The sequence below is a fragment of the Agrobacterium sp. LR_9 genome (genome assembly GCF_041954855.1).
GTDB lineage: Bacteria > Pseudomonadota > Alphaproteobacteria > Rhizobiales > Rhizobiaceae > Agrobacterium > Agrobacterium leguminum.
Map to the genome: position 1 here is coordinate 180,849 of NZ_JAVAYA010000002.1, position 21,157 is coordinate 202,005.

General features: G+C 59.3%; 23 protein-coding genes and 2 tRNA genes. 13 read left to right on the top strand and 12 right to left on the bottom strand.

All coding sequences use genetic code 11. The features are described from left to right. The first annotated feature begins 51 nt into the window (after nt 1-51). On the top strand, nt 52-1,278 hold the full coding sequence (uppA, locus tag RAC79_RS03280; RefSeq protein WP_174039067.1) for a polysaccharide biosynthesis GNAT family N-acetyltransferase UppA: 1,227 nt from the start codon (nt 52-54) through the stop codon (nt 1,276-1,278). A gap of 18 nt (nt 1,279-1,296) precedes the next feature. Here the strand turns inward: uppA and uppB are convergent, their stop codons facing one another. Then, entirely contained in the window at nt 1,297-3,552 is a 2,256-nt protein-coding gene (uppB, locus tag RAC79_RS03285; protein ID WP_374996860.1) for a polysaccharide biosynthesis protein UppB, read from the bottom strand. Between the two features lie 210 nt (nt 3,553-3,762). Here uppB and uppC point away from each other — a divergent pair, with 210 nt between their 5' ends. The 6 genes from uppC to RAC79_RS03315 all read left to right on the top strand — a co-directional run bounded on the left by uppC (nt 3,763) and on the right by RAC79_RS03315 (nt 9,565). Beyond that, complete coding sequence (gene uppC / locus RAC79_RS03290; protein ID WP_003502309.1) at nt 3,763-4,335, top strand: polysaccharide export protein UppC; 573 nt, start codon at nt 3,763-3,765, stop codon at nt 4,333-4,335. Nucleotides 4,336-4,351: 16 nt separating this feature from the next. Next, complete coding sequence (gene uppD / locus RAC79_RS03295; RefSeq protein WP_161987838.1) at nt 4,352-5,494, top strand: polysaccharide biosynthesis type 4 glycosyltransferase UppD; 1,143 nt, start codon at nt 4,352-4,354, stop codon at nt 5,492-5,494. A 224-nt stretch (nt 5,495-5,718) separates the two neighbouring features. Next, the gene (gene uppE, locus RAC79_RS03300) at nt 5,719-7,272 is read left to right on the top strand and encodes a polysaccharide biosynthesis glycosyltransferase UppE (RefSeq protein WP_174039065.1); all 1,554 of its coding nucleotides are present in this window, start codon (nt 5,719-5,721) and stop codon (nt 7,270-7,272) included. After that, nucleotides 7,269-8,510 (top strand): polysaccharide biosynthesis O-antigen ligase family protein UppF, encoded by a 1,242-nt coding sequence (uppF, locus tag RAC79_RS03305; RefSeq protein ID WP_174035902.1) that lies wholly within the window; start codon nt 7,269-7,271, stop codon nt 8,508-8,510. The genes uppE and uppF overlap by 4 nt, the downstream gene beginning before the upstream one ends. A 79-nt stretch (nt 8,511-8,589) precedes the next feature. Next, on the top strand, nt 8,590-8,739 hold the full coding sequence (locus tag RAC79_RS03310; protein ID WP_104679367.1) for a hypothetical protein: 150 nt from the start codon (nt 8,590-8,592) through the stop codon (nt 8,737-8,739). Between the two features lie 172 nt (nt 8,740-8,911). Continuing rightward, nucleotides 8,912-9,565 (top strand): hypothetical protein, encoded by a 654-nt coding sequence (locus RAC79_RS03315; protein ID WP_142844864.1) that lies wholly within the window; start codon nt 8,912-8,914, stop codon nt 9,563-9,565. Nucleotides 9,566-9,636: 71 nt separating this feature from the next. Here RAC79_RS03315 and RAC79_RS03320 read toward each other — a convergent pair whose 3' ends face one another. Then, complete coding sequence (locus RAC79_RS03320) at nt 9,637-10,173, bottom strand: DUF1269 domain-containing protein (protein WP_003521556.1); 537 nt, start codon at nt 10,171-10,173, stop codon at nt 9,637-9,639. Nucleotides 10,174-10,391: 218 nt separating this feature from the next. Between RAC79_RS03320 and RAC79_RS03325 the strand changes: the two genes are divergently transcribed. The 4 genes from RAC79_RS03325 (at nt 10,392) to RAC79_RS03340 (ending at nt 11,491) form a co-directional block, all read left to right on the top strand. Next, a tRNA-Pro gene (locus tag RAC79_RS03325) sits at nt 10,392-10,468 on the top strand. Between the two features lie 138 nt (nt 10,469-10,606). Further along, entirely contained in the window at nt 10,607-10,867 is a 261-nt protein-coding gene (locus tag RAC79_RS03330; protein ID WP_065654007.1) for a hypothetical protein, read from the top strand. A 103-nt stretch (nt 10,868-10,970) separates the two neighbouring features. Continuing rightward, nucleotides 10,971-11,177, top strand: a complete 207-nt coding sequence (locus RAC79_RS03335; RefSeq protein ID WP_078054031.1) for a hypothetical protein — start codon at nt 10,971-10,973, stop codon at nt 11,175-11,177. 86 nt (nt 11,178-11,263) lie between these two features. After that, on the top strand, nt 11,264-11,491 hold the full coding sequence (locus tag RAC79_RS03340; RefSeq protein ID WP_078054032.1) for a DUF6429 family protein: 228 nt from the start codon (nt 11,264-11,266) through the stop codon (nt 11,489-11,491). 149 nt (nt 11,492-11,640) lie between these two features. Here the strand turns inward: RAC79_RS03340 and RAC79_RS03345 are convergent, their stop codons facing one another. The 7 genes from RAC79_RS03345 to RAC79_RS03375 form a co-directional block, all read right to left on the bottom strand. After that, a complete protein-coding gene (locus RAC79_RS03345) occupies nt 11,641-12,138 on the bottom strand; it encodes a ferritin (protein WP_078054033.1) in 498 nt (165 codons plus the stop codon). Nucleotides 12,139-12,211: 73 nt separating this feature from the next. After that, nucleotides 12,212-12,667 (bottom strand): pseudoazurin, encoded by a 456-nt coding sequence (locus tag RAC79_RS03350; protein WP_078054034.1) that lies wholly within the window; start codon nt 12,665-12,667, stop codon nt 12,212-12,214. Further along, entirely contained in the window at nt 12,664-13,485 is an 822-nt protein-coding gene (locus RAC79_RS03355; protein WP_374996861.1) for an ABC transporter ATP-binding protein, read from the bottom strand. The genes RAC79_RS03350 and RAC79_RS03355 overlap by 4 nt, the downstream gene beginning before the upstream one ends. Beyond that, complete coding sequence (locus tag RAC79_RS03360; RefSeq protein WP_174039064.1) at nt 13,482-14,534, bottom strand: iron ABC transporter permease; 1,053 nt, start codon at nt 14,532-14,534, stop codon at nt 13,482-13,484. Before RAC79_RS03360 ends, RAC79_RS03355 begins: the two co-directional genes overlap by 4 nt. 112 nt (nt 14,535-14,646) lie before the next feature. Further along, nucleotides 14,647-15,759 (bottom strand): ABC transporter substrate-binding protein, encoded by a 1,113-nt coding sequence (locus RAC79_RS03365; RefSeq protein ID WP_174039063.1) that lies wholly within the window; start codon nt 15,757-15,759, stop codon nt 14,647-14,649. Between the two features lie 298 nt (nt 15,760-16,057). Further along, on the bottom strand, nt 16,058-16,612 hold the full coding sequence (locus RAC79_RS03370) for a dual specificity protein phosphatase family protein (RefSeq protein ID WP_003521565.1): 555 nt from the start codon (nt 16,610-16,612) through the stop codon (nt 16,058-16,060). 138 nt (nt 16,613-16,750) lie between these two features. After that, nucleotides 16,751-17,338, bottom strand: coding sequence for a YqaA family protein (locus RAC79_RS03375; protein WP_080856238.1), 588 nt, complete (start codon nt 17,336-17,338; stop codon nt 16,751-16,753). A 511-nt stretch (nt 17,339-17,849) separates the two neighbouring features. Here RAC79_RS03375 and RAC79_RS03380 point away from each other — a divergent pair. Next, a complete protein-coding gene (locus RAC79_RS03380) occupies nt 17,850-18,494 on the top strand; it encodes an exopolysaccharide biosynthesis protein (RefSeq protein ID WP_003521567.1) in 645 nt (214 codons plus the stop codon). A gap of 3 nt (nt 18,495-18,497) precedes the next feature. On the opposite strand, the gene RAC79_RS03385 is transcribed toward RAC79_RS03380, so the two are convergent. Further along, nucleotides 18,498-18,776, bottom strand: a complete 279-nt coding sequence (locus RAC79_RS03385) for a hypothetical protein (protein WP_174044212.1) — start codon at nt 18,774-18,776, stop codon at nt 18,498-18,500. A 176-nt stretch (nt 18,777-18,952) separates the two neighbouring features. Between RAC79_RS03385 and RAC79_RS03390 the strand changes: the two genes are divergently transcribed. Beyond that, nucleotides 18,953-19,027, top strand: a tRNA-Asn gene (locus RAC79_RS03390). Here RAC79_RS03390 and RAC79_RS03395 read toward each other — a convergent pair. Next, on the bottom strand, nt 18,986-20,629 hold the full coding sequence (locus tag RAC79_RS03395) for a recombinase family protein (RefSeq protein WP_374996935.1): 1,644 nt from the start codon (nt 20,627-20,629) through the stop codon (nt 18,986-18,988). The genes RAC79_RS03390 and RAC79_RS03395 overlap by 42 nt on opposite strands. Before the next feature lie 51 nt (nt 20,630-20,680). Further along, on the bottom strand, nt 20,681-20,908 hold the full coding sequence (locus RAC79_RS03400; RefSeq protein ID WP_374996862.1) for a hypothetical protein: 228 nt from the start codon (nt 20,906-20,908) through the stop codon (nt 20,681-20,683). Nucleotides 20,909-21,157: the final 249 nt, after the last annotated feature.

The following is a 21,157-nucleotide window of genomic DNA, read 5'->3' on the forward strand; positions in this document are numbered from 1 at the left end:
ATTGTTTGCCGCTCAGCGATATAGTCCGACCGAAACAACCGGAGAGAGTGGATGGCGGCGGAGGGGCCGGTCTTTATCAGCGACGAGCAAGCACCGACCGCCGTGCAAAACGAGCGGCGGAGTTCTGATCGTCTGTTGATCGATCTGGTCGATGACGCTTCCACCATCCGCTCCGACTGGGAGCGATTGGAAAACGACCCGCTCAATTCGCTGCATCAGGGTTTCGGCTGGTGCTCCATCTGGGCGCAGACGCAGGACAGCGCGCTCCTGACGCTTCGCGGCCGTCAGGGCGGCAAGACGATCTTTCTGCTGCCGCTCGAAATCGTACTGGAAGGCGGCATCCGCAAGGCGCGTTTTCCCGGCGGCCGTTTCAACAACATCAATACGGGGCTTTTCGACCCCTCATTTGCCGAACAGGCCGGACAGGAAATCGCAGCGGCGATTGCCCGCGAAGCGCGGAATCTGCTGCATGGCCGGGCCGATATCCTGGCCTTGCAGAACATACCGCTGACGTGGCGCAACAGGACCAATCCCCTCTCGCATCTTGCTTCCGTCGAAAACCAGAATCCGGCCTTCCAGCTTCCGCTGTTCGAAAGTTTCGAGGCCACGCTTCGGCAGGTCAATGCCAAGAGGCGACGGAAGAAATTCCGCATCCAGAGCCGAAGGGCCGAGGAAATGGGCGGTTACAGCCATGTGATCGCACGGTCGCCACAGGAAAAGTGCGAATTGCTGCAGGCATTTTTCCGCCAGAAGGCTGCCCGTTTCGCCTCGCAGGGCATTCCGGATGTGTTTCGGGATCAATCGGTGCGGGATTTCTTCTACGATCTGGCCAATTTTCCCGAGACGGGCACGGACAGTCTGCTGGAATTGCATGCCATTCGCCTGCATGGCGAAAGCGAGGGCGTCATCGCCGCGATCGCCGGCCTTTCGCGCAAGCAGGATCACATCATCTGCCAGTTCGGTTCGATCGATGAATCCGTTTCGGAACTCAGCCCCGGTGAATTGCTGTTCTGGCTGATGATCGAAAGGGCATGCCGCGAAAAGGCGGCGATCTTCGATTTCGGCGTGGGCGACCAGCTCTATAAGCGCAGCTGGTGCCCGCTTTTCACCGTGCAGCACGATATATTCCTGCCGGTGACGTTGAAGGGTCGTGTTGCGGCCTCAGCCTATGTCGCCATCGCCCGGACAAAGAGCCTGATCAAATCCAACCCGGCGCTTTATGCGCTCATACAGCGTTTTCGCGCCGGACGCTCGAAGATGGACACCGCCACCGACTGAGCAGGGTTTTGCCGCATCTCAGGCCGCGCTCAGATGGTCCGGCTTGCGCATGCCGGTCATCGGCAATGCCTGTTCATAGCCCTCAGCAACCAGTTCACCGAGCGTCTTTTCCAACAATTCGCTATCCTTGCCGGGAACCGAGACGATGATTTCCGCCGGCAGGTTGCGCAGCATTTTCCCGAGGCTCGAAATCTGCACCGCGCCACATTCGACGAGGACGGTATCATAAGCGTCGGAGAGCGCGCCGAGGATCATCGTCAGACGGTCTATCGCGCGCATGGCCTCGCGCGGCTGCGCATTGCCGCGCGGCACGATATGGGCGTCGGACAGGCGGTCGCCGTGAATGGTTTCACCGAAAGCGGCGGCGCCCGCCAGAAGGTCCATGACACCTGGAAGCCCGGCTTCCGGCGCCATCAACCGCGTCGGACAGGCTGACGCCGTCATGTCGACGAGAACGACCGAACGGCCCATTTCGGACAAAGCGCGCGCCAGCATGACGGACGTGGTCGAGCCGCTATCACCGGCCGGCGACACAATTGCGGCGACCGGTTTGGCGAGGCGGGTGGCCAGGAAACCTGCAACGGCGTCGATGGAGAAATCGTCATCGGTATCGATTGCCTCCTCTTTCGCAGCCGTGACATCTTCCACCGGCAAGGCCGGCATGGCAGCAGCAGCGACGGCCGGTGCATGCCGTTCTTCCTCTTCGGCAACGGGCTGGTATGCCGCGACCGGCCTGGTCCGCGCAGCAGGCTGCACGGTTTCAGGGCGCGCCGCTACAGGCTGTTCCGGCACATCCGTTGTCTTGTCCGGATCGGCTGGAGCACGCGGAGGAGAAGGCGGATCGGAGAGCGGCGGAACCTGATTCCTGCCCATCGGTTTCAAGGCCCGGCCGGTGAAAAGCTCCACCAGCATGACGACGATGCAGGACAGCAGAAACGCCGCCAGCGTCACAACGATGGTGATGGCGCCCGTCTTCGGGAAATAGGGTTCGCGCGGCTCCACGGCCGTCGAGATGACGCGTGCATCGGCCGGCGTGGAATCCACCGAGCCGGCGCGCGACGTCGCTTCGCGATAGCGGGCAAGATAGGTTTCCAGAAGCTGCCTTTGCGCCGAGGCTTCCCGTTCCAGATCGTTGAGGCCGACCTGCTGTTCGCCCGCACGCACGCTTTCCGATTTCAGCATGTTCAGCTGCTGGACCAGCTGTCGCTCCCGCAGGCGCGAAACATTGGCCTCGTTTTCGAGACTTGCCAGCACCTTGCGGGTCTCTTCCTGAATCTGCCGCTGTATGCCGTCGAGCTGGTTGCGCAGCGCGCGGATGCGTGGATGGCCTTCCAGCAGCGAGGACGAGAGATCGGAAATCTGGCTGCGGATGGTCGTTTCGTTTTCCTTCAGCCTCTGGATCGTTGGGGAACCGACGACATCGGGAAAAGTATCGAGCGGGCGGCCGCTTGCAAGCGCGCTGCGCACGCCTTCCGCCCGCGCCTCCGCATTGGCGCGCTCTCCGCGGATACGGCCAAGTTCGGTGGAGATATCGCTGAGCTGGCGGGTGGCGAGCGTTTCGCCCTGCCCCGCCGAGAGAAGATCGGAGGAGGCGCGGTAATCCGCAACCTTCCTGTCGGCCTCGCGCACCTTTTCGCGCAGATTGGCGATTTCCGGCTCCAGCCAGCGCGCCGCTTCCGTGCTTGTATCCAGCTTCGCGCCGCTTTGCAGGGCGATATAGGCCTTCATCATCTCATTGGGGATGGCGGCGGCCAGCTTGGGGTCCTGCGAGGAAAATTCGACCGTGATGACGCGCGAGCTTTCGACCTGATAGACCTGCAGCTTTTCCCGGAAGGCGCTCAGCACCCGCTCTTCTGGCAGCACCTGAAGCGGGTCCTTCTTGACGCCGACGGCGACCAGGAGCTGCGAGATGAGCGAAGGGTGGGCCTCCGGATCGAACTCATCCAGCTCGTAAAGCTTCATGTCTTTGGCGACCTGCTTGATGAGGTCGACCGATTGCAGGATCTGCACCTGGCTGGAAACGGTTAATTCATCGAGCACGGGTTCGGCGGGCGCATTGGACTGCTGCGAGGCGCCGAAGGAGGCCGCGCGGGATTCGATCAGCACGCGCGCCTCGCCCTTGTAGGCGGGCGACATCATGCTTGAGATCACGAAGGCGGCGCCCCCGGCAAGAAGCGTGATTGCCGCGATCCGGCCCTTGCGCTGCCAAATGGCCGCGACAAGCTGCGCAAGATCGATATCCACATCCCTGTCGTCAATGCGATCGCCGTTCATGCGGGCTCCGTAACCGAGACAAACCTCGGGCGCTCAAATATAGATGGTCAATTTTCGCGAAGTTTAAGTCTTGCCGGTAACACAACAGTTAATCCCTGCGAATCCGACGAAATAAAGCCGATATTACCAACGCTCGCGCCGGTCGTTTACCGCACATTAACCCTAACAGAACGATAAGAATGATCAAAGTTCGACTCGGAGCCAGATGAGATGCCGCTCGCCGGATCACGACATGTCACCGCACTGACGCTCGCCGTTCTGACGGCCCTTTCCGGCTGCGCGGCATATCAACCCGCTCCGAGGTCGTTCAACGAAGCCGCCCTGCAGCCCTATCATGTCGATAGCGGCGACAGGCTGCGCATCAACGTGTTCGAGCAGGCCGGGCTGACCAATACCTATACGGTCGATCAGGCCGGCTATGTCGCCTTCCCGCTCGTCGGCCAGGTTCCGGCACGTGGCAAGACCCTGCCGCAGCTCGAAGCCGCCATCGCCGCCAAACTGCGCCAGGGTTATCTTCGCGATCCGGACGTGACGATCGAGATCGACCGTTATCGCCCGGTCTTCATCATGGGCGAAGTCGGCCGTCCCGGCCAATATTCCTACGTGCCGGGCATGACCGTGCAAAACGCCATCGCCATTGCCGGCGGCTTCACCCCGCGCGCCAATCAGGCCGATGTCGACATTACCCGCAAGATCAATGCCGAGGTGATGACCGGCCGGATCGGTATCACCGCCCCCATTCTGGCCGGCGATACCGTCTATGTGCGTGAACGCTTCTTCTGAAAACGGAGTGGCGAACGTGTCGGATGACGGCCCTCCCCTGCGCATCATTCACTGCTTCCGCTCCCCGGTGGGCGGTGTCTTCCGCCATGTGCGCGACCTCATCGAAGAACATGTGAAACAGGGCCACAAGGTCGGCATCGTCTGCGACAGCTCCACCGGCGGCGCGCATGAGGAACGGCTTTTCGCACAGATCACCCCGATGCTGGAGCTTGGCCTCACCCGTCTGCCCATCCGTCGGTCCATCAGCCCCGGCGACTTCATGGCGCTGTGGAAATCTTACAAGCACATCAAAAGTTTGCGGCCGGACATTCTGCACGGGCACAGCGCCAAGGGTGGCGCTCTTGCCCGGCTGATCGGCTCACTCCTGCGGGCGAACAGGTATCGCGTAGCCCGCCTCTATTCCCCGCATGGCGGCAGCCTGCATTACGCCAGAAACAGCCTCAAAGGGCAGCTTTTCCTGCGGCTGGAGCGGTTTCAGGAGCATTTCACCGATGCGCTCTGTTTCGTCTGCAATTTCGAGCAGGCGACTTACGAGGCCAAGGTCGGCAGGCCACGCACCCGCACTGCGATGATCTATAACGGCGTGCAGGAAAGCGAGTTCGAAACCGTGCCCGCCCGCGAAGATGCGGCCCGTTTTCTCTATATCGGCATGTTGCGCGACCTCAAGGGACCGGATGTCTTCATCAGGGCATTCGCAAAAATGGAACGCAGCATCGGCCAGCCGATGACCGGCGTGATCGTCGGCGACGGACCGGACAGGGACAAATATGCCGCGATGATCGACAAGGCCGGGCTTTCCCGACGGATTTCCATGCATGCGGCCATGCCCGCCAGGCAGGCCTTCGAACTGGCAACGACAGTGGTAGTGCCGTCGCGCGCCGAAGCCATGCCCTATATCGTGCTCGAAGCGCTTGCGGCGGGAAAAACGGTCATCGCCTCGCATGTCGGCGGCATTCCCGAAGTCCTTGGAAAAGACAGCGAGGCGCTCGTGCCGGCTGGCGACGCCGATGCGCTGGCACTGATCATGGTCAAGGATGCCGAGGATGCCGGCTGGGCGCAGCGGATCATGCCTCGCCCGGACAGCTTCAAGGCGAAATTTTCAACCCCGGTCATGGCGGATGAGATGATGAAACTCTATCGCGACCTGTTATCGACCTGATAGTCATTTCAAAAACACGATTTTTAATTGTATATTCCGGCCGTCCTGTAGAAACTCATCATAAACGTTTCTTAGCATGTTTCGGCTAGTTTTCTGCTCGTAGAGCGCCACGTGTCCATTCGGATGCACGAAGGGCGCTCTACCACTTTGAGGTTGCGCATCGTTCCGGTCGAAAATCCAATGCGATTTTAAGGCCGATGCGCTGGAGGGTGCGGACCAAGGCAATGACCAAGACTGACAAGGACAGGCTGCAATTCGATCTGGCGTCATTGCGCAAGAAACTCTCCGACCATGAAGCCGGCGGGGCTTCGGCCTCCGAAACTGTCGTTCTCAATCCGCTTGCACGGCAGATCGCCAACCAGCTTCGCGCCGGCAACCATTCGCCCAACATGGTGATCGGGCAATTGCGGCTTCTGGAATTCACGATGCTCGTCGTCATCGCCGCCATCGTCAACGGCATCGCAGCCGATCGCGGTCTCGAAACCTTTCTGTCGGTTTTCGGCGGCGGCGTGCTGGGGGCGGCGCTCTGCGTGTTTCTGTTGCAGGCCGGTGACTGCTATCAGCTTCCGACGCTGCGCACGCCGCTGAAGATGTTCGCCCGCATTCAGGGCGCAGTGTGCCTTTCTTTCGTGGGAATTGCCTGTTTCCTTCTCCTCTTCTTTCCCGATGCGCTGCATTCCTGGCAGGCCTTCGGCATCTGGTATGCAACGGGTGCGTTGGCGATCTTCGCCGGGCGGCTGATCCTCGGCTTCGCCATTCGCCACTGGGGCCGCAACGGCGTCATGGAACGCCGTGCCGTCATCGTCGGCGGCGGCGATACCGCCAAGGACCTTATCCGCTCGCTGGAACAGCAGTCCGATAACGATATCCGCATCTGCGGTATTTTCGATGACCGGAAAAGCGCCCGTTCTCCCGAGGTTGTCGCCGGCTATCCCAAGCTCGGCACCTTTGCGGAACTGGTGGAATTTGCCCGCCTGACGAAGCTGGACATGCTGATCATCGCCCTGCCGCTCAGCGCAGAGGCGCGCATTCTCCAGCTTCTGCGCAAGCTGTGGGTGCTGCCGGTCGATATCCGCATTGCGGCGCATGCCAATAAATTGCGTTTCCGCCCCCGCGCCTATTCCCATGTCGGCAAGGTGCCTATGCTCGATGTGTTCGACAAGCCGATCCGGGACTGGGATTCGGTGGCGAAACGGGTGTTCGACATCACCTTCAGCCTCATCGGCATCGCCCTTTTATGGCCGGTGATGGTGGGCGCGGGAATTGCCGTGAAAACAACCTCGAAAGGCCCGGTCCTTTTCAAGCAGAAGCGCCACGGCTTCAACAATGAGACGATCAACGTCTGGAAGTTCCGTTCCATGTATACGGAACTCAGCGATCCGACCGCGAAAAAGGCCGTGACGAAGAACGACCCGCGCGTCACGCCCGTCGGCCGCTTCCTGCGCAAATCCTCGATGGACGAGTTGCCGCAGCTTTTCAACGTTCTTTATGGCGATCTTTCTCTCGTCGGGCCGCGCCCGCATGCCGTTCATGCCCAGACGGGCGACCTGAAATATACCGAGGTGGTGGAGCACTATTTCGCGCGCCACAAGGTCAAGCCAGGTGTTACCGGCTGGGCGCAGATCAACGGCTGGCGCGGCGAAATCGACCATGGCGACAAGATCAAGTTCCGCACCGAATACGATCTCTACTACATCGAGAACTGGTCTTTGTTCCTCGATCTGAAGATCCTGTTCCTCACGCCGATACGGCTGCTGAAATCGGAAAACGCCTATTGACCCACACCGGCTACCAGCACGCACCGGATTTCGACGCGCCGCTGGCCGCCATGCGGCTCGTCGGTTCGTTCTTCATCGCATTCGGCGTGTTCCTTTCCGGTTTCGTCATTTCCGAGCCGGCGCCCTATGAGCTGATGATGGTGGGACAGGTGGCCCTGTGGTTCCTGCTCGGCCTTCGCCTTTCGCGCACCGTCGTCCTGCTTCTGTGCCTGCTGCTTGCCTTCAATGTCGGCGGTTATCTTTCGCTCACCACCATGGCCGATCTGGACGAGGGGCCGCTTTATCTCGCCGTCTCGACCTTTCTGGCGCTGACCTCGGTTTTTTATGCGGCGATCATAGAGGACAAATACCAGCGGCTGCTTTTGATTTTCCGGGCCTGGCTTGCGGCGGCGCTGATCACCGCCCTGCTTGGCATCATCGGATATTTCCACGCCATTCCGGGTTTCGAGGTCTTCACCCTTTACGACCGCGCCAAGGGCGCCTTTCAGGACCCGAACGTTTTCGGTCCCTTTCTGGTGACGCCCTCGCTCTACCTCATTTACGGCCTTCTTACCGGCAAGGCGATGCATGCGCCGTGGCGGATCGCCGGGCTGCTCATCCTGTCGCTTGCTGTGTTCCTGTCGTTCTCGCGCGCAGCCTGGGGCCTGTTTCTGTTCGCCACCATCCTCCTCGTCTTCGTGATGCTGCTGAAGGAGCGCACGGCCGCGTTTCGCCTGAAGATACTCGTGCTGTTTCTTGTCGCCGCCGGGCTGATGGTCGCGGCGGTCATCATCGCGCTGCAGTTCAAGCAGGTGGCGGATCTGTTCTCCAGCCGCGCTTCGGCGGTGCAATCTTATGACGGCGGCCATCTCGGGCGTTTTGCCCGCCACTATCTCGGCTTCCTGCTCGCCATGGAACACCCGCTCGGCATCGGCCCCATGGTGTTCGACAATATCTTTCCCGCCGCCGAACATAATATCTGGCTGAAGAGCCTGACGACGCATGGCTGGTTCGGTTTCGTGATCTATCTCGTGTTGATCTGCTGGACCATCGCCGCCGGTTTCAGGCACCTGCTGCGGCCACGCCCCTGGCAGCCGTTCCTCATCATTTCCTGGGTGACGTTCGTCGGGCATGTAATGATCGGCGCCGTCATCGATACCGACCACTGGCGACACTTCTTCCTGCTGCTCGGCATATTGTGGGGATGCATGGCGCTTGAAAAACGCGAAAGCCTGCGCCGCCGCACGCGTGTCGCCTAAACCGCTTACCCTTACGGAACCTTACGCCATTTCATGCGTTTAGCCCCGGATTCTGATTGTCAAACGGGGAGACATCTTAATGACGCAGACCAATAATCTCTATCTTATCATCGGCGCACTCATCGTGGTCATCGCAGGCCTTGGCGTCTATGTCTGGCACGAGGAAAGCAAGCCGAAGGGGATCGAGATGAATATCGGCCCGAACGGCGTCTCCGTTCAGGAGAACTAATCCGCAAGCGTCGCGCAAAGTCCGGCCATTAAGACCGGGTGCATCCCAAGCCGAACGCGGCCGGGATTCGCCCGGTCTTCTTATGAGAGGAGACGAAAGGCGGGAGCGATGCCCGCCGAGCCGGTTCGGTACGAATGATGCGTATCGCCCGATCAAGGAAACAGCTAGCGCAATGGTCTCCTCCATCGACCTGTCCACACGCCTCACCGCCACCAGACTGGCCCTCAAGGCCATCAAGGAGCAGGAAGACAATTCCGCCGTCACATCCTCCTCCACAACGCGGACGTCTCTCCTCGATTCTTACGGGCTGGACACCACCTCCTCCTCGTCTTCCACCAACACGCGGCTCACGCAGCTTCTGGCGCAATATGCCCAGACCTCGAACGAGGATACGCAGACCGACGACACGGATACCCAGCTTTCTTCCGGCGATATTACCAAGGCCGATTTCATGAAGGAGCTGAAGGAGACGCTGGATGAACTGACCGCAGACCCGGACAAGGCTTCGCAGGCCAAGGCCATGCTGGAGGCTTTGACGGCCGGCACGCTGACCGTCTCCGACCCCGCCGAGGGTGCGCAAATAAAGGCCTGGGATGTGGCCTCCGATACAGAAACCACCTCCAGGCCGGCCACGGATATCGCCATGACGGGATGGAGCGACTTTCTGAAAGACCATCTCAAGCGCGACGGCTCGGCCTATGCGAGAAGCGAGGCCGGCGCCTATGTCGATACCGTTTCCGGCGACAACGCGTTTTTCGGCAGCGTCGGCAGCCGCTATTATTATCTCACCTGGCCTCAGGCGAAAAACGGCACTTTGACCGTATAAGCCGAATTCCCCGATGCCCGAGCAGATGGCCTCGACATGGAATATGCCGCAGCCTCGCTTTCATCGTTTGCTCAGACGGCAGGCGCGGCAGCCGGTTCGGCTCCGCCGGAAAGCGCCTTTTGCAACTGCGCTTCCTGCGCCGGCGACAGCGACGTCTTGATGACCCGGCCGCGCAGGCCTTCGAATTCCGCCAGCACCTTTTCCGGCTGCACCTTGCGGATCAGCACGAACAGCGCTGAAGAACCGTTGGGAATGGTCTCGCCGAGCGATTTGATGAAATCGTCGTCGATGCCGAAATCCGTTAGCGAACCCGCAAGAGCCCCCGTGCCGGCACCGATCGCGCCGCCGATGGCAAATCCCGCCAGTGGATTGAGGAAAAGCAGGCCGACGAGGCCGCCCCAGAGACCGCCGGACAGGAAACCGGAGCTTGCGCCGATCGCCGTCAGATTGACGCTTTGTTTCAGATGCACCTTGCCATCTTCATCGCGAACGACAACCACGGCATCTTCCAGATCGACCAGATATTCCTTTTTCAGGCCTGCAAGCTTCAGAAGCACCCTGTCGGCCACTTCCGTTCCGTCAAAACCAACAACGACGAGTTCGGACATAGTTCGTCTCCCTGAGTTTCACTTCCGCTGCGATTGAACGCCGAAGCGGGCGGCTTGTTCCGGCAATGATGGAAAGGGGATGTGTCATGCGTTTGACGGCCGCCCATCCGGGCTGCTTAGCCCTCTCTACGCCATCCACACCGTTTGCTCCTTTTTTTATGAAAAGACCATTTTCCGCTTGCGCCCTAACAGGCTTATATATAAACGGCTTTCAGGTCCGGAGCGTAGCGCAGCCCGGTAGCGCACTTGACTGGGGGTCAAGGGGTCGTGGGTTCGAATCCCGCCGCTCCGACCATTAAAATCAGATAGATAGCCAGTTCCCCCAGAGCTGGCTATATTTGTTTCAGCTATCTGGTAACCTGCGCCATGCGCGAATTTAAAAGCCCGGATTGGGCTATACGTTTGTCCAGGCCTGAGAATGAGGTGTGCCGAGATGGCCAAAAAAACGAAAATAGAACACTCAGAATTCTCGGGCGAGTTTGAAGACGACGGCATCACGGTTCTGGTTGATATCTACCGGCCCGCTGGCACCCAGCAGGATTGGACGCTCGAGGTCATCAGCGAGCATGACGATGTCACCACCTGGGACGAACCCTTCGCGACCGACAAAGATGCCTGGGAAGAATTCCTGGCCACGTGTGAGAAGGACGGGATTCGCAGCTTTCTGGATGGCGAAGAACCGTCTGTTCACTAACGTTCAATTCCGCAGTGCCGGACTGTAAAGGGCCACGCCCATTGCGTTGTTGACTCTCTGCTAAAATTAGAACATTTAGTGAACAAAAGAGAGGTCATCCACTATGTCCGACGCTGAAAAAATCACCCCCACACGGCCTGACGACATAGCCGGATATGTCATCCAATGTCACGACGGCGATGCGAAGGCGGCTGTCGAAGCTCTTCTCGGCGAAATCGAGCATCTGCAGGAACAGCTTTCCCTGGCGGTCGCCATTATGGGAAGGGGATATACGCGCGGATGGACGCCGCTGGACGGGATTGGGCGCTGATAAGCCCTGTCATTGCACCAGACCGGAGAAGCCGATAACTTCCCGCAGATAGCGAACCTTCACTGCCAATCGTCGCGAGGTGTTGAATGGATATCGATGAAGAGAAAATCGATGACACGGTGCTTGCACTGTTATGGCTGACCCTTCACAACGATTACTACGCTTGGAAGGGGCATGACTGGGATGTGCTGGAGCGTTTGCACCAGAAGGGCATGATCGATAACCCTGTTAATAAATCGAATTCGCTGGGGCTGACGCATGAAGGGCGTCAGCGTTCGGAGGCGTTGTTTCGGCAACTCTTTACGCGACAGTGATCGAGTTAAGTCGCCGTCACGCAGTATCGCCTGACAGATTGGAATGGCCGCAGCTTTTCTGAGGCGATGCCGAGTTCACCCGGCATCGTGGTACGTGATTTACCCGATCATGAATCGTATACTATTGAGAGTTGGGACTGGCGCAGCAATCAGCCCTTGTCCGCCAGCTGACCGATTTCGCGGTCGATCAGGTAAAGCGCGTTGGGGCCGTCGCCGATCAGCTCGATCTTGCCGAGTATGGTGCGGCAAAGGCTGTCTTCCTCATGCTGCTCATCCACGAACCATTGCAGGAATGAGGTTGTGGCGTGGTCTTTTTCCACGTGGGCAAGATCGACTGCCGCGTTGATGGCGGCGGTGACGCGGGATTCGTGCTCCGTCACGATGGTGAACAGCCCCTTGATGTCGTTTGCCGTGACCTGCGGCGCCGGCAGCTCGGAAAAGGTGACGCGCGCGCCGAGATCGTTCAGAAAGCCGAAGATGCGGTGCATGTGCTCCAGCTCTTCCGCCGCATGGCCGAGCAGGAATTTATAGCAACCGTCGAGATTGCGTTCCGCCGCCCATGCGGCCGCCTGAAGATAGGCGTGGTGGGCGCGCAGCTCGCCATTGAGGAGATCGTTCAGCGTCGTTTCGATAACTTTGTTTGCCATGGTTTCATCCTTGGTTTCGGGGTTGAAGAAGCGGATTTGCGGTGCGGATTGGCGCGGCCTGAAAGGCGGGGCGTTATTGTGCGGGCGTCACCTGCCCGAGCGCCGTCTCCAGCCTTTCGCTCTTCATGACGAGCTTGGGCCGCAGCTTCTCGGCCTTTTGTCTGACGGCTTCGAGATTGACGGGCTTGCCGACTTGAATGATGCCGATCATCGCCATCATCAGATGCGGCGGGCAATAATAGAGATAGACGCCCTCCTTCTCGACAGTGACGGTGAAGGCCTCATCGAGCTTGCTTTTCCAAGGGCTAACGCCTTCCGGAACCGCATAGGACTGCACATAGTGGCTGGAATTTTGCGGCACGAAGGTAATGGTGTCGCCCGGCTCCGCCTTCACGTATGAAGGCTCGAACACCATGCCGCCATCCTTGCCGTAATTGAGCATCAGTATCTTGTGTTCGGCGGCAAGGGATGGCGTGACGGGCAGGATTACGGCCAAAGCCGTGGCAAGCGTCATCAAAAATCGTTTCATGCAATTATTCCTTCAAGGGTTTTGAAATGTTCGAGCGGCGGATCGCCCGCCGGCTGGATGACGGGATTGCCGCGCCGGTCGCGCAACACCTCCACGGCAACGCCATAGGTCTCGGAAATAAGCTTCGGCGTGACGATATCGCCCGGTGCGCCGGTCGCCTTCAGCGCGCCATCCGAAATCACCAGCAGGTTGTCGGCATATTGGCAGGCGAGATTGAGATCATGCAGCACAACAAGCGTCACCCGGCCATTGGCGCGGGTTTCTCGCCGCACCAGATCGAGAAGCGCCACCTGATGCTTGAGGTCCAGCGCGCTGACAGGCTCATCGAGCAGCATCGCCTGCGGCTCACGCATCAGAACCTGCGCAAAAAGCGCCATCTGCCGTTGCCCGCCGCTGAGCGAGGCGATCTCCCTGCCCGCCAGATGGGCTATTCCGGCCTGATGCAGGCGTGTCATCGCCAGATCGAGCGTTTCGTCGTCGATATGAAGCGAAAGCCGGCCGAAGCGGCCGAGCGCCACCACCTCCAGCACACTGAGCGCTATATCGGCGGCCGCGTCCTGCGGCATATAGGCGAAACGATCCCGCCATTCCCTTCTGTGCCGCCCTGCCCTTTCCCCGGCCTGAAGGCGACGATCACCGAGGCTGATCGCGCCTGCAGCGAGCGGCAGGTCGCCGAAGATCGCTCTGAGAAGCGTCGTCTTACCTGTGCCGTTCGGGCCGATGACGGCGTGGATTTGCCCGGGCTCCAGGCGTGCCGAGAGGTCTCTCACAATAACCTGCCCGCCCCGTTCGACGGAAATATTATCCAGAACCATCATCGGCCGCGCCTCTTCGGAGCGAAAATCAGCCACAGGAGAAACGGCACGCCGACAATGGCGGTTACGATGCCGACCGGGAACAGAGCGCCGGGAATTATCGATTTGGAGAGAATCGAGGCTGCCGAAAGCATCAGCGCGCCGCTCAGTACCGACATGGGCAAAAAAAAGCGCTGATCCTCGCCCACCGTCATACGGGCGATATGCGGCGCGACCAGCCCGATGAAACCGATGACCCCGACAAAACTCGTTGCCGTCGCTGTCATGATGGCGACGATGATGAGAACCTTCATGCGCAGCAGGCGCACATTGATGCCGAGGCTGGCTGCCCGCATTTCCCCCATCCTCAGCGCCGTCAGTTTCCAGCAATCCGCCATCAGCAGGGCGCAGCAGAAAGCGGTGACGGCGGCTGTCAAACCAAGCGTTGGCCAGGTCGCCTTGGTCAGGCTGCCGAACAGCCAGAAAAGAATCTGCTGCGACAGTTCCGGCGAGGACAGGAACTGGATGAGCGACAGTAGCGACTGAAACAGGAAAAGAAGCGCGATGCCGCCGAGAATGATGGTTTCGGCCGTCATCTGCCGCATGGAGGCCAGCATGAAGAGAAAGAGCGCGGCGAGCATGGAAAAGACGAAAGCGCCGAGCGGAACGGCAATCATGGCATCCAGCCCGAGACCGCCGAGCGAAAGCACCAGCGCGGCGCCAAAGCCCGCCGCAGCCGCCATGCCGAGCGTGTAGGGGCTTGCCATGGGATTATTCAGCAAGGTCTGCATCTGCGCGCCGCCGGCGCCGAGCGCCGCTCCGACGGCAAGCGCCATCAGCGCCATGGGCAGGCGAAGGCCGCGCACGATGGAATCGGTCATCGCCGCCCGTTCGCCAAGGCCGGTCAGCGACTTCACCACTTCGGCGGGCGACAGCAGCGATGGACCGGTGGCGATATCGAGAACGAGGCTCACCGCCATCAGCACGAAAACGACCAAGACGACGCGCCAGCGACGACGTTCACGCAGCCGGTGCGCACCGATGGCTTCGGCATTGCGGGCGGCAATTGTCATGGAAAACCTGTTTGAGAAAGACGGTGAAAAACGGACGCCGTGCCGTGGCGTCCGCGGAATTTAACCTTCAGCGGCAAGCAAATATGCTTTTCCGCCGCCGGCCACAGAACCATCAATCCTTGACGGCGATGGCAAAGGTGCCTTCAGGCGTGACCGGCAGGTACTTCCTGTAATAGCCGAGATAGTTGGCGATCGGATCGACATCCTTGAACTGCTCGGGATAAAGCTGCTTGGCGATATATTGCACCATGGCGAAATCGGAGAGTGTGCGCGACGCCCCCTGATAGACACCGAACAGTTGACCGTTCTTGATGGCCGGCACTTCACTCCAGCCCTGACGGGTTTCGAAGGCCTTAAGCTTTTCGCGGGCATCCGCTGCCTTCACCGCCTGCCCCATCGGCAGCGCCGCGGGGTTCTTGTTGTTTTCACGGCCGGAAATAAAGATGGCGTCGGGCTTCGAAGCCAGAACCTGCTCGGGATTGATCGGTCCCCACCACTCAACGAAAGGTGCTGCGATATTGTCGCCGCCAGCGGCGGTGGACATGGCGCCCCACATGTTCTTGCCATAGGTGAAGGAATATTCGGCCGGTCCCTTATTGCCGAATTCGACATAGACCTTCGGTTTCGGCTGACCGGATTTCGCCACCCGTTCGGCGACATCCTTCAGAGAACCGGCGTAGAATTCCGCAATTTCCTTGCCGCGCTGCTGCTGGCCGGTGAGTTCGCCGAAAAGCCGGGTGGAGGCGACGTGGCGCTCGACCGTCTGGGCGTTGTAGTCGACGACAACGACGGGAATGCCCTCTTCTTCCAGACGGTCGGCATCGAGACCGAGCGCCTTGTATTGCCAATCCGCCAGGATCACCAGATCGGGATTGAGGCTCAGAACTTTTTCGACCGAGAAGGTCTGGGCTTCGACTTCGCCGACATCGGCAATATCCGCAAGCGAGGCGCGGTGAGCGAGATGCATTTTCCAGTTGGCGGGAACCCAGCCTTCCCACGCTTCGCGGGAAATGCCGACGACGGAATCATAGGCCTTTTCGCCACCCACCGCCATGTAGTCCTCGAAATAGAAACCGAGAACGACGCGTTTTGCAGGAAGATCAACCTTCACCTCGCGTCCGATGACGTCGGTGATGGTCTTCTCTGCAGCGGTGGCGGAAGGTGCGATAAAGAAAACGGATAAGAACGATGCGGCAAGGCCGCCGATAAATTTTTTGCGGGTCATGATGCGATCCAGAAGTTGAAACAATGCCGCTGTATAAAAGGTGACACCGCGAGTCAACTTAAATTGCAAGATCGCATAAGTTGCTAATATAAAAATGAAAATTGTCATTTCCGGTAGATATGCATGTCGGAGAAATATTGCGCTGGGCGACGGCAATAGATGCTGCGCAGCCCGCGCCCTCAGCCGGCCAAGATCTCTGGGTTGCGCCCGTCCCGATAACCTACGTCATCGAGACAGGACGCAAGATCCCGTTCAGATCATTGAAGTGTGCCCTGTGGGGAATGCGCCCGAGCCGACTTCAGAACTCGTTGGAGGCGATGGCGAAATCGTCGACGACGGGCATCTTTTCCGCGTTCTCCCAGGTCCGGTCCATGGCGTAGGTTTCCGAGAGATAGGGAATGCCGATATGGCCGAAGCGGAAGGAAAGCTGGCTTTCCGCCTGTTCCTCATCAAGCTTTGCCACGCGGCTGAGATAGAGCGCGGTGGCGAGGCCTGTCCTGTCCGCGCCGGCCTTGCAATGAATGAGAATGGGCTTCGGCGCATCGCGCATGATGGCGACCAGCTCGTTGACCCTGTTCATGTCAAGCTCCTGGCTTGCCGACATGCCGAAATCGATATGATTAAGTCCCAGTTCGCGGGCGGTTTCGACCTCATCGCGATACCAGGCCTTGGATTCGTTCGCGCCGCGCAGATTGATGACCGTCCTGATGCCATGGTCTTTGGTATAGCGGACGAGTTGCTCATTGCTCGGCTGGTTGGAGCGATAAAGCTGCCCCGCGACAACCTCGTGAAAATTGCCCAGGAGCTGAATGGCGTAGAGGTAACCGCCTGCGGCAAGCACAGCAATACCCATGCCCCAAAAGGAGCACTTCCAAAATCTTCGCATAATAAAACGGTTCCCTCATTCGACGAGAGAACCGATACAGACGGATTCTGACAGTAAGCTGAAAGTTATGCGACAGTATTGTAAGAGTAGAAAATTTGCGCTTGATCAACGCACGAAAACGTAAACCGCATAGACCGCGATGAGCGCGGCGGCGGCTGCCGCGGTGATGGCGCCGAGGCGTTTTTCGATGAAATGACGGACCGATTCCCCGTATTTCTGCAGCAATCCGGCAAGGATGAAAAAGCGCGCGCCGCGCGTGACGACGGCCGAAAGAATGAACAGGCCAAGGCTGATATTGGCCGCGCCGGAGAGGATAGTCACGACCTTGATCGGCGGCAGATGCGCGAGCCCCGATGTCACCAGCAGGAGAACGATGGTTTCGTAGTCAACGGAGTTCTTCAGATGCTCGAAGCTGTCGAGCTTGCCGTAAAATTCGAGAATGGGCCGCGCGATGCTTTCAAAGGCATAGTGGCCGAGGAACCAGCCGGCGATTCCGCCAAAAACCGAGGCGACAGTTGCCACGAGCGCATAAAACATCGCCTTTTTCGGTCTGGCCAGCACCATCGGCAGGAAAAGCACATCGGCAGGCACAACGAAGATGGAGCTTTCCACGAAAGCCACGATTGCCAGCCACCACACGGCGGTTTTGCGCGCGGCGAGCGCCATCGTCCAGGCATAGATGTTTTTCAGCATGTCGTGTCCCCGGGGAAGAGTGTTGCGGAGTGAAGGCGGGCGGGAGCCAAGGCATATCGGCGGTGATTCATGCGGTTGCCGACGGGCCGGAGAGACCGGCCCCGAATGAGGATTAGAGACAACGCAAGAGAATGGCAAATGTTGGAAAATTTATTTTTGCATCGCAAAAAATCATAAAGACGAGCATTTCCAGCCCTCACCGCAAGCCGGTTGTTGCAATGCGAAATTTCAGCCTGTGGTAGATGAACTCGCCTTTTTGCTGTAGAATAAGAAGTGGAGGAAAGAGGAGGAAGTTATCATGGACTATGTAAACTTCGTTACATCGATCAATCCGGTCATACTTGTCATTCTGCTGGTGGTTCTTCTTGCAGGCGCCTACAGTAGCTGGGTTTCGCACTAATCCAGGCGAACCACGCGACCAAATGAGATGAGGCTCTTTTTCTATCGGCGATAGGCATTGGGCCGGATGGATGTTATCAATCCCGGAGTTAAACAACTTCCGGGAAGCCGCATGACGAACGAATTCGCATTTACTGATACGTCTGAAAAGCTGAGCACGACGCTTGAGAAGCTGATAGGAAAGCTGCAGGGCCAGACGATCACGTTGCGCGAGTTGATGGAAGCGATCGGCGAACAGGGCCTTTTGCTTATCTGCGCAATCGCCTCCCTGCCCTTTCTCATCCCGGTTTCCATTCCCGGCGTCAGCACGGTCTTTGGTGCGGCGATCATTCTTGTCAGCCTGGCAATCACCCTCAACCGCCTGCCATGGCTGCCGGCAAAAATCCTCGACCGGCAGATGGAGACGGCAAAGCTCGTTCCCGCCCTTCAAAAAGGCGTCGCCATTGTCTCCAAGCTCGACGGTTTCATCCGCCCGCGCATTCCCGCGCTGACGACCGGCATCATCGCCAACCGCATAAACGGACTTGCGCTGATGACGGCGGGCGTATTGCTGATGATGCCGCTCGGCTTCATTCCCTTCTCCAACACCCTTCCAGGCGTTGCGATCCTGCTTTTTTCAGCCGGGATGATTCAGAGGGATGGCGTTACCGTGCTCGGCGGTTACCTGTTTCTCGGGCTGACGGCGATTTATTTTGCAGCGCTTGCCTATGCGGCCTTCTGGGCCGGCCAGGGCATCAGCAGTTCCATCGGCGCATAAGACCTATTGCCGGTCGCCATTGCGGGTGTCGCGGCGGTTCTGCCGCGATGCCCACCAGACCGCCAGCCGTCGCCGCTGGCGGCGAACCGCCGGCAGATCGTGGGAAAGCACGACGAGACCGAGCGGAATCATCCAGAAACCGAGCACGGGCAGGAAACCAAGCGTTCCGCCCACCACCAGCGCCGAGCCGGTCGCAATCCTGCCGACGCGCGAACGCGGCATGGCAAAGCTCCATTTTCCGACATGGAGGCGGTGCGTTCTGTGGTCGATACCGAATTTCATTCCATCCTGCCCTTTTGCATCTGGCCTGTGGATAATTTTTTCACCGGCGATAAGCCCGGAAAATCGGGACTCTGGATGGATAAAACAAGAGGAATGCGTTTTTTTTGAAAAAACCGCTTGGCAAATCGGAAAAGCATTTGTATTACCCCGCTCACACCGCGCCAAGCGGTGGACGTTCCCTGGTAGCTCAGCGGTAGAGCATTCGACTGTTAATCGACAGGTCGCCGGTTCGAATCCGGCCCGGGGAGCCATTTCAGATCGAAACTGCGAACGCCGTGCGCCGCAGTTTCCACTCCAGGCTTTCCTCCAGACGCTACGAGCGTTTGGAGGAGCCGGGCTCTCGATCCCACTATCCGGATTTCGTCGGTTCCCACCTCGGCTCGCTGCACAAGCTGCTGGATGTAGTTCCGCCGGAAAGAACCATCCTCGCCCCGCATCCGGTCCTTTGCTGCGGCCGCGAACGTCCGGAGCGCCTGTGGGGTGATTTCGATTCTCCGTTCGCGCCGACCTTCTGCCCGCTCCACGTCGGCTTGGGCCGAATCCCGAATCCTCTTCAGCTCCGCGATGCGCCCCTTGAGGTTCGAATCGGTCAGATCGGCCAATCCCGCCTCGATTGCCTCGTAGAGACGCGTCAGCTTGTTTTCTGCGTCCAGAGCGTTGCGTTTGAGCGCGACGATCCTTCCCGTCTCGCGTTCCGCCGCCTCATCCCGGCGCTTCAGAAGCGCGCTGAGCGCCTCTTCGAGGAAGTGCGGGCTGAGAAGCCGCTCAACCACGCTGCTCACGACCAGGTCGTTCAGCTCGTCCATCGGGATGGATCGGCCCTTGCAACCCTTCGGCCCTTGCCGCGCAGCCGTGCAGCAGGTGTAGTAGCGGTATTCAGAACCCTTTCCGGACGTTCGAAGCGTCATAGCGCCACCGCAATCGGCGCAGAACGCCACGCCGCCGAGCAAGGTCGGGCCGCTCACGAAACGGGGCGCGCGGAGTTGCGGGCTGCGCGAGCGCATGATCGCTTGGACCTCCTCGAACTCTTCTACGGTAATGATCGGCTCGACCTCGACCTCGACGACTTCGTCCGCCGGCTTCTTGACGCCCTTCCGCCAGCTAGACACGTTGAAGCGATGCTTCCCGATGTAGGTCTCGCGGGTCAGTACCTGATGGACGCCGCCGACGCCCCACCGGCCGCCAGTCTGTGTTCGGATGCCGCGATCATTGAGGTATCCGGCAATCTGCCTTGACCCCATCGGCCCGTCCCCGTCGCCGACACGCGCCAAGCGGAAGATGAGCTTGACGTTGTCGATCAGCAACGGATCGGGCTCGATCTTCTTTTTCGTGCGTTGTCCACGCGTCTCCGCTGCAATGATCCGATAACCGTAGGGCGGCCGAGAGCCATTCCAGTACCCTTGCCGAGCGTTCTCGCGCATGGCGCGGAGCGTATGCTTGGCGTTCTCCTTCGACTGGTATTCATCGAACAACGCCATGATCTGGCGCATCATCCCGCTGATCGGATCATCGCCTAGGTCCTGGGTGATCGAAGTCAGCTTCACGCCGTTCTTCGCGAGGCGGCGAAAGTAGAACTCGAGTTGGAACTGGTCCCGGAAAAACCGCGAGAACGAGTGAACGATAATGCAATCGAACGGCGCCGGCTTCTCAGAGGCGGCGTCCATCATCCTCTGGAATTCGGGGCGCTTGTCGTCTGTCGCGGATGCGCCAGGCTCGACGTATTCAGCGACGACCTCGATTCCCTTCGCCTCGCAATATGCTCGAAGCTGCCGGCGTTGGTCCGGGATCGACAGATCATGCTCGGCCTGCCGTCCCGTCGAGACCCGAAGATAGAGTGCAGCACGCCCCGGCATCGCCAAGGCGAGGTTCGCTTTGGCTTTCACGCGACGCCTCCTTTAGTAAGGTCAGTTCTTTGGATCGAATATCTCGTCCAGGATGTCAGCGAGGTGGATTTCCAGGATGTCCAGCTCTGCCTCGGTGACGCCGACGGGCCACTCGGCCACGACGCGCGGCCGGGATTTGACTTTTCGTGGACGACGCTCGCGCGCGGGCGAATAAAAGCCCTTCTCCGCATAGTCGAAGAAATCGTCGATCTCAGGTTCGATTTCAGTGATGGCTTGCTTTGCTGACATGCTGACATGATCGTGCTAAGCAACGAATTATCCAAGCTATTCAGGGTGTTAATGCGAACATCGGTTTGCGGGATTTGGCGCCGACCGGCGGCAGTGGAGAGCTCTCGGCGGCAGTCTGAAACCGCCGCGTAGTGCAATAAAGTGCGGCCGGCGGCGCGGACGCCCGTCAGCGTAGTATGTTCGGCGGGTTTGGTGCGCATTAGGGTGTCCTCGGCAAAGTCCGAATCCGCCGTCGCGACCTGTCGGCCT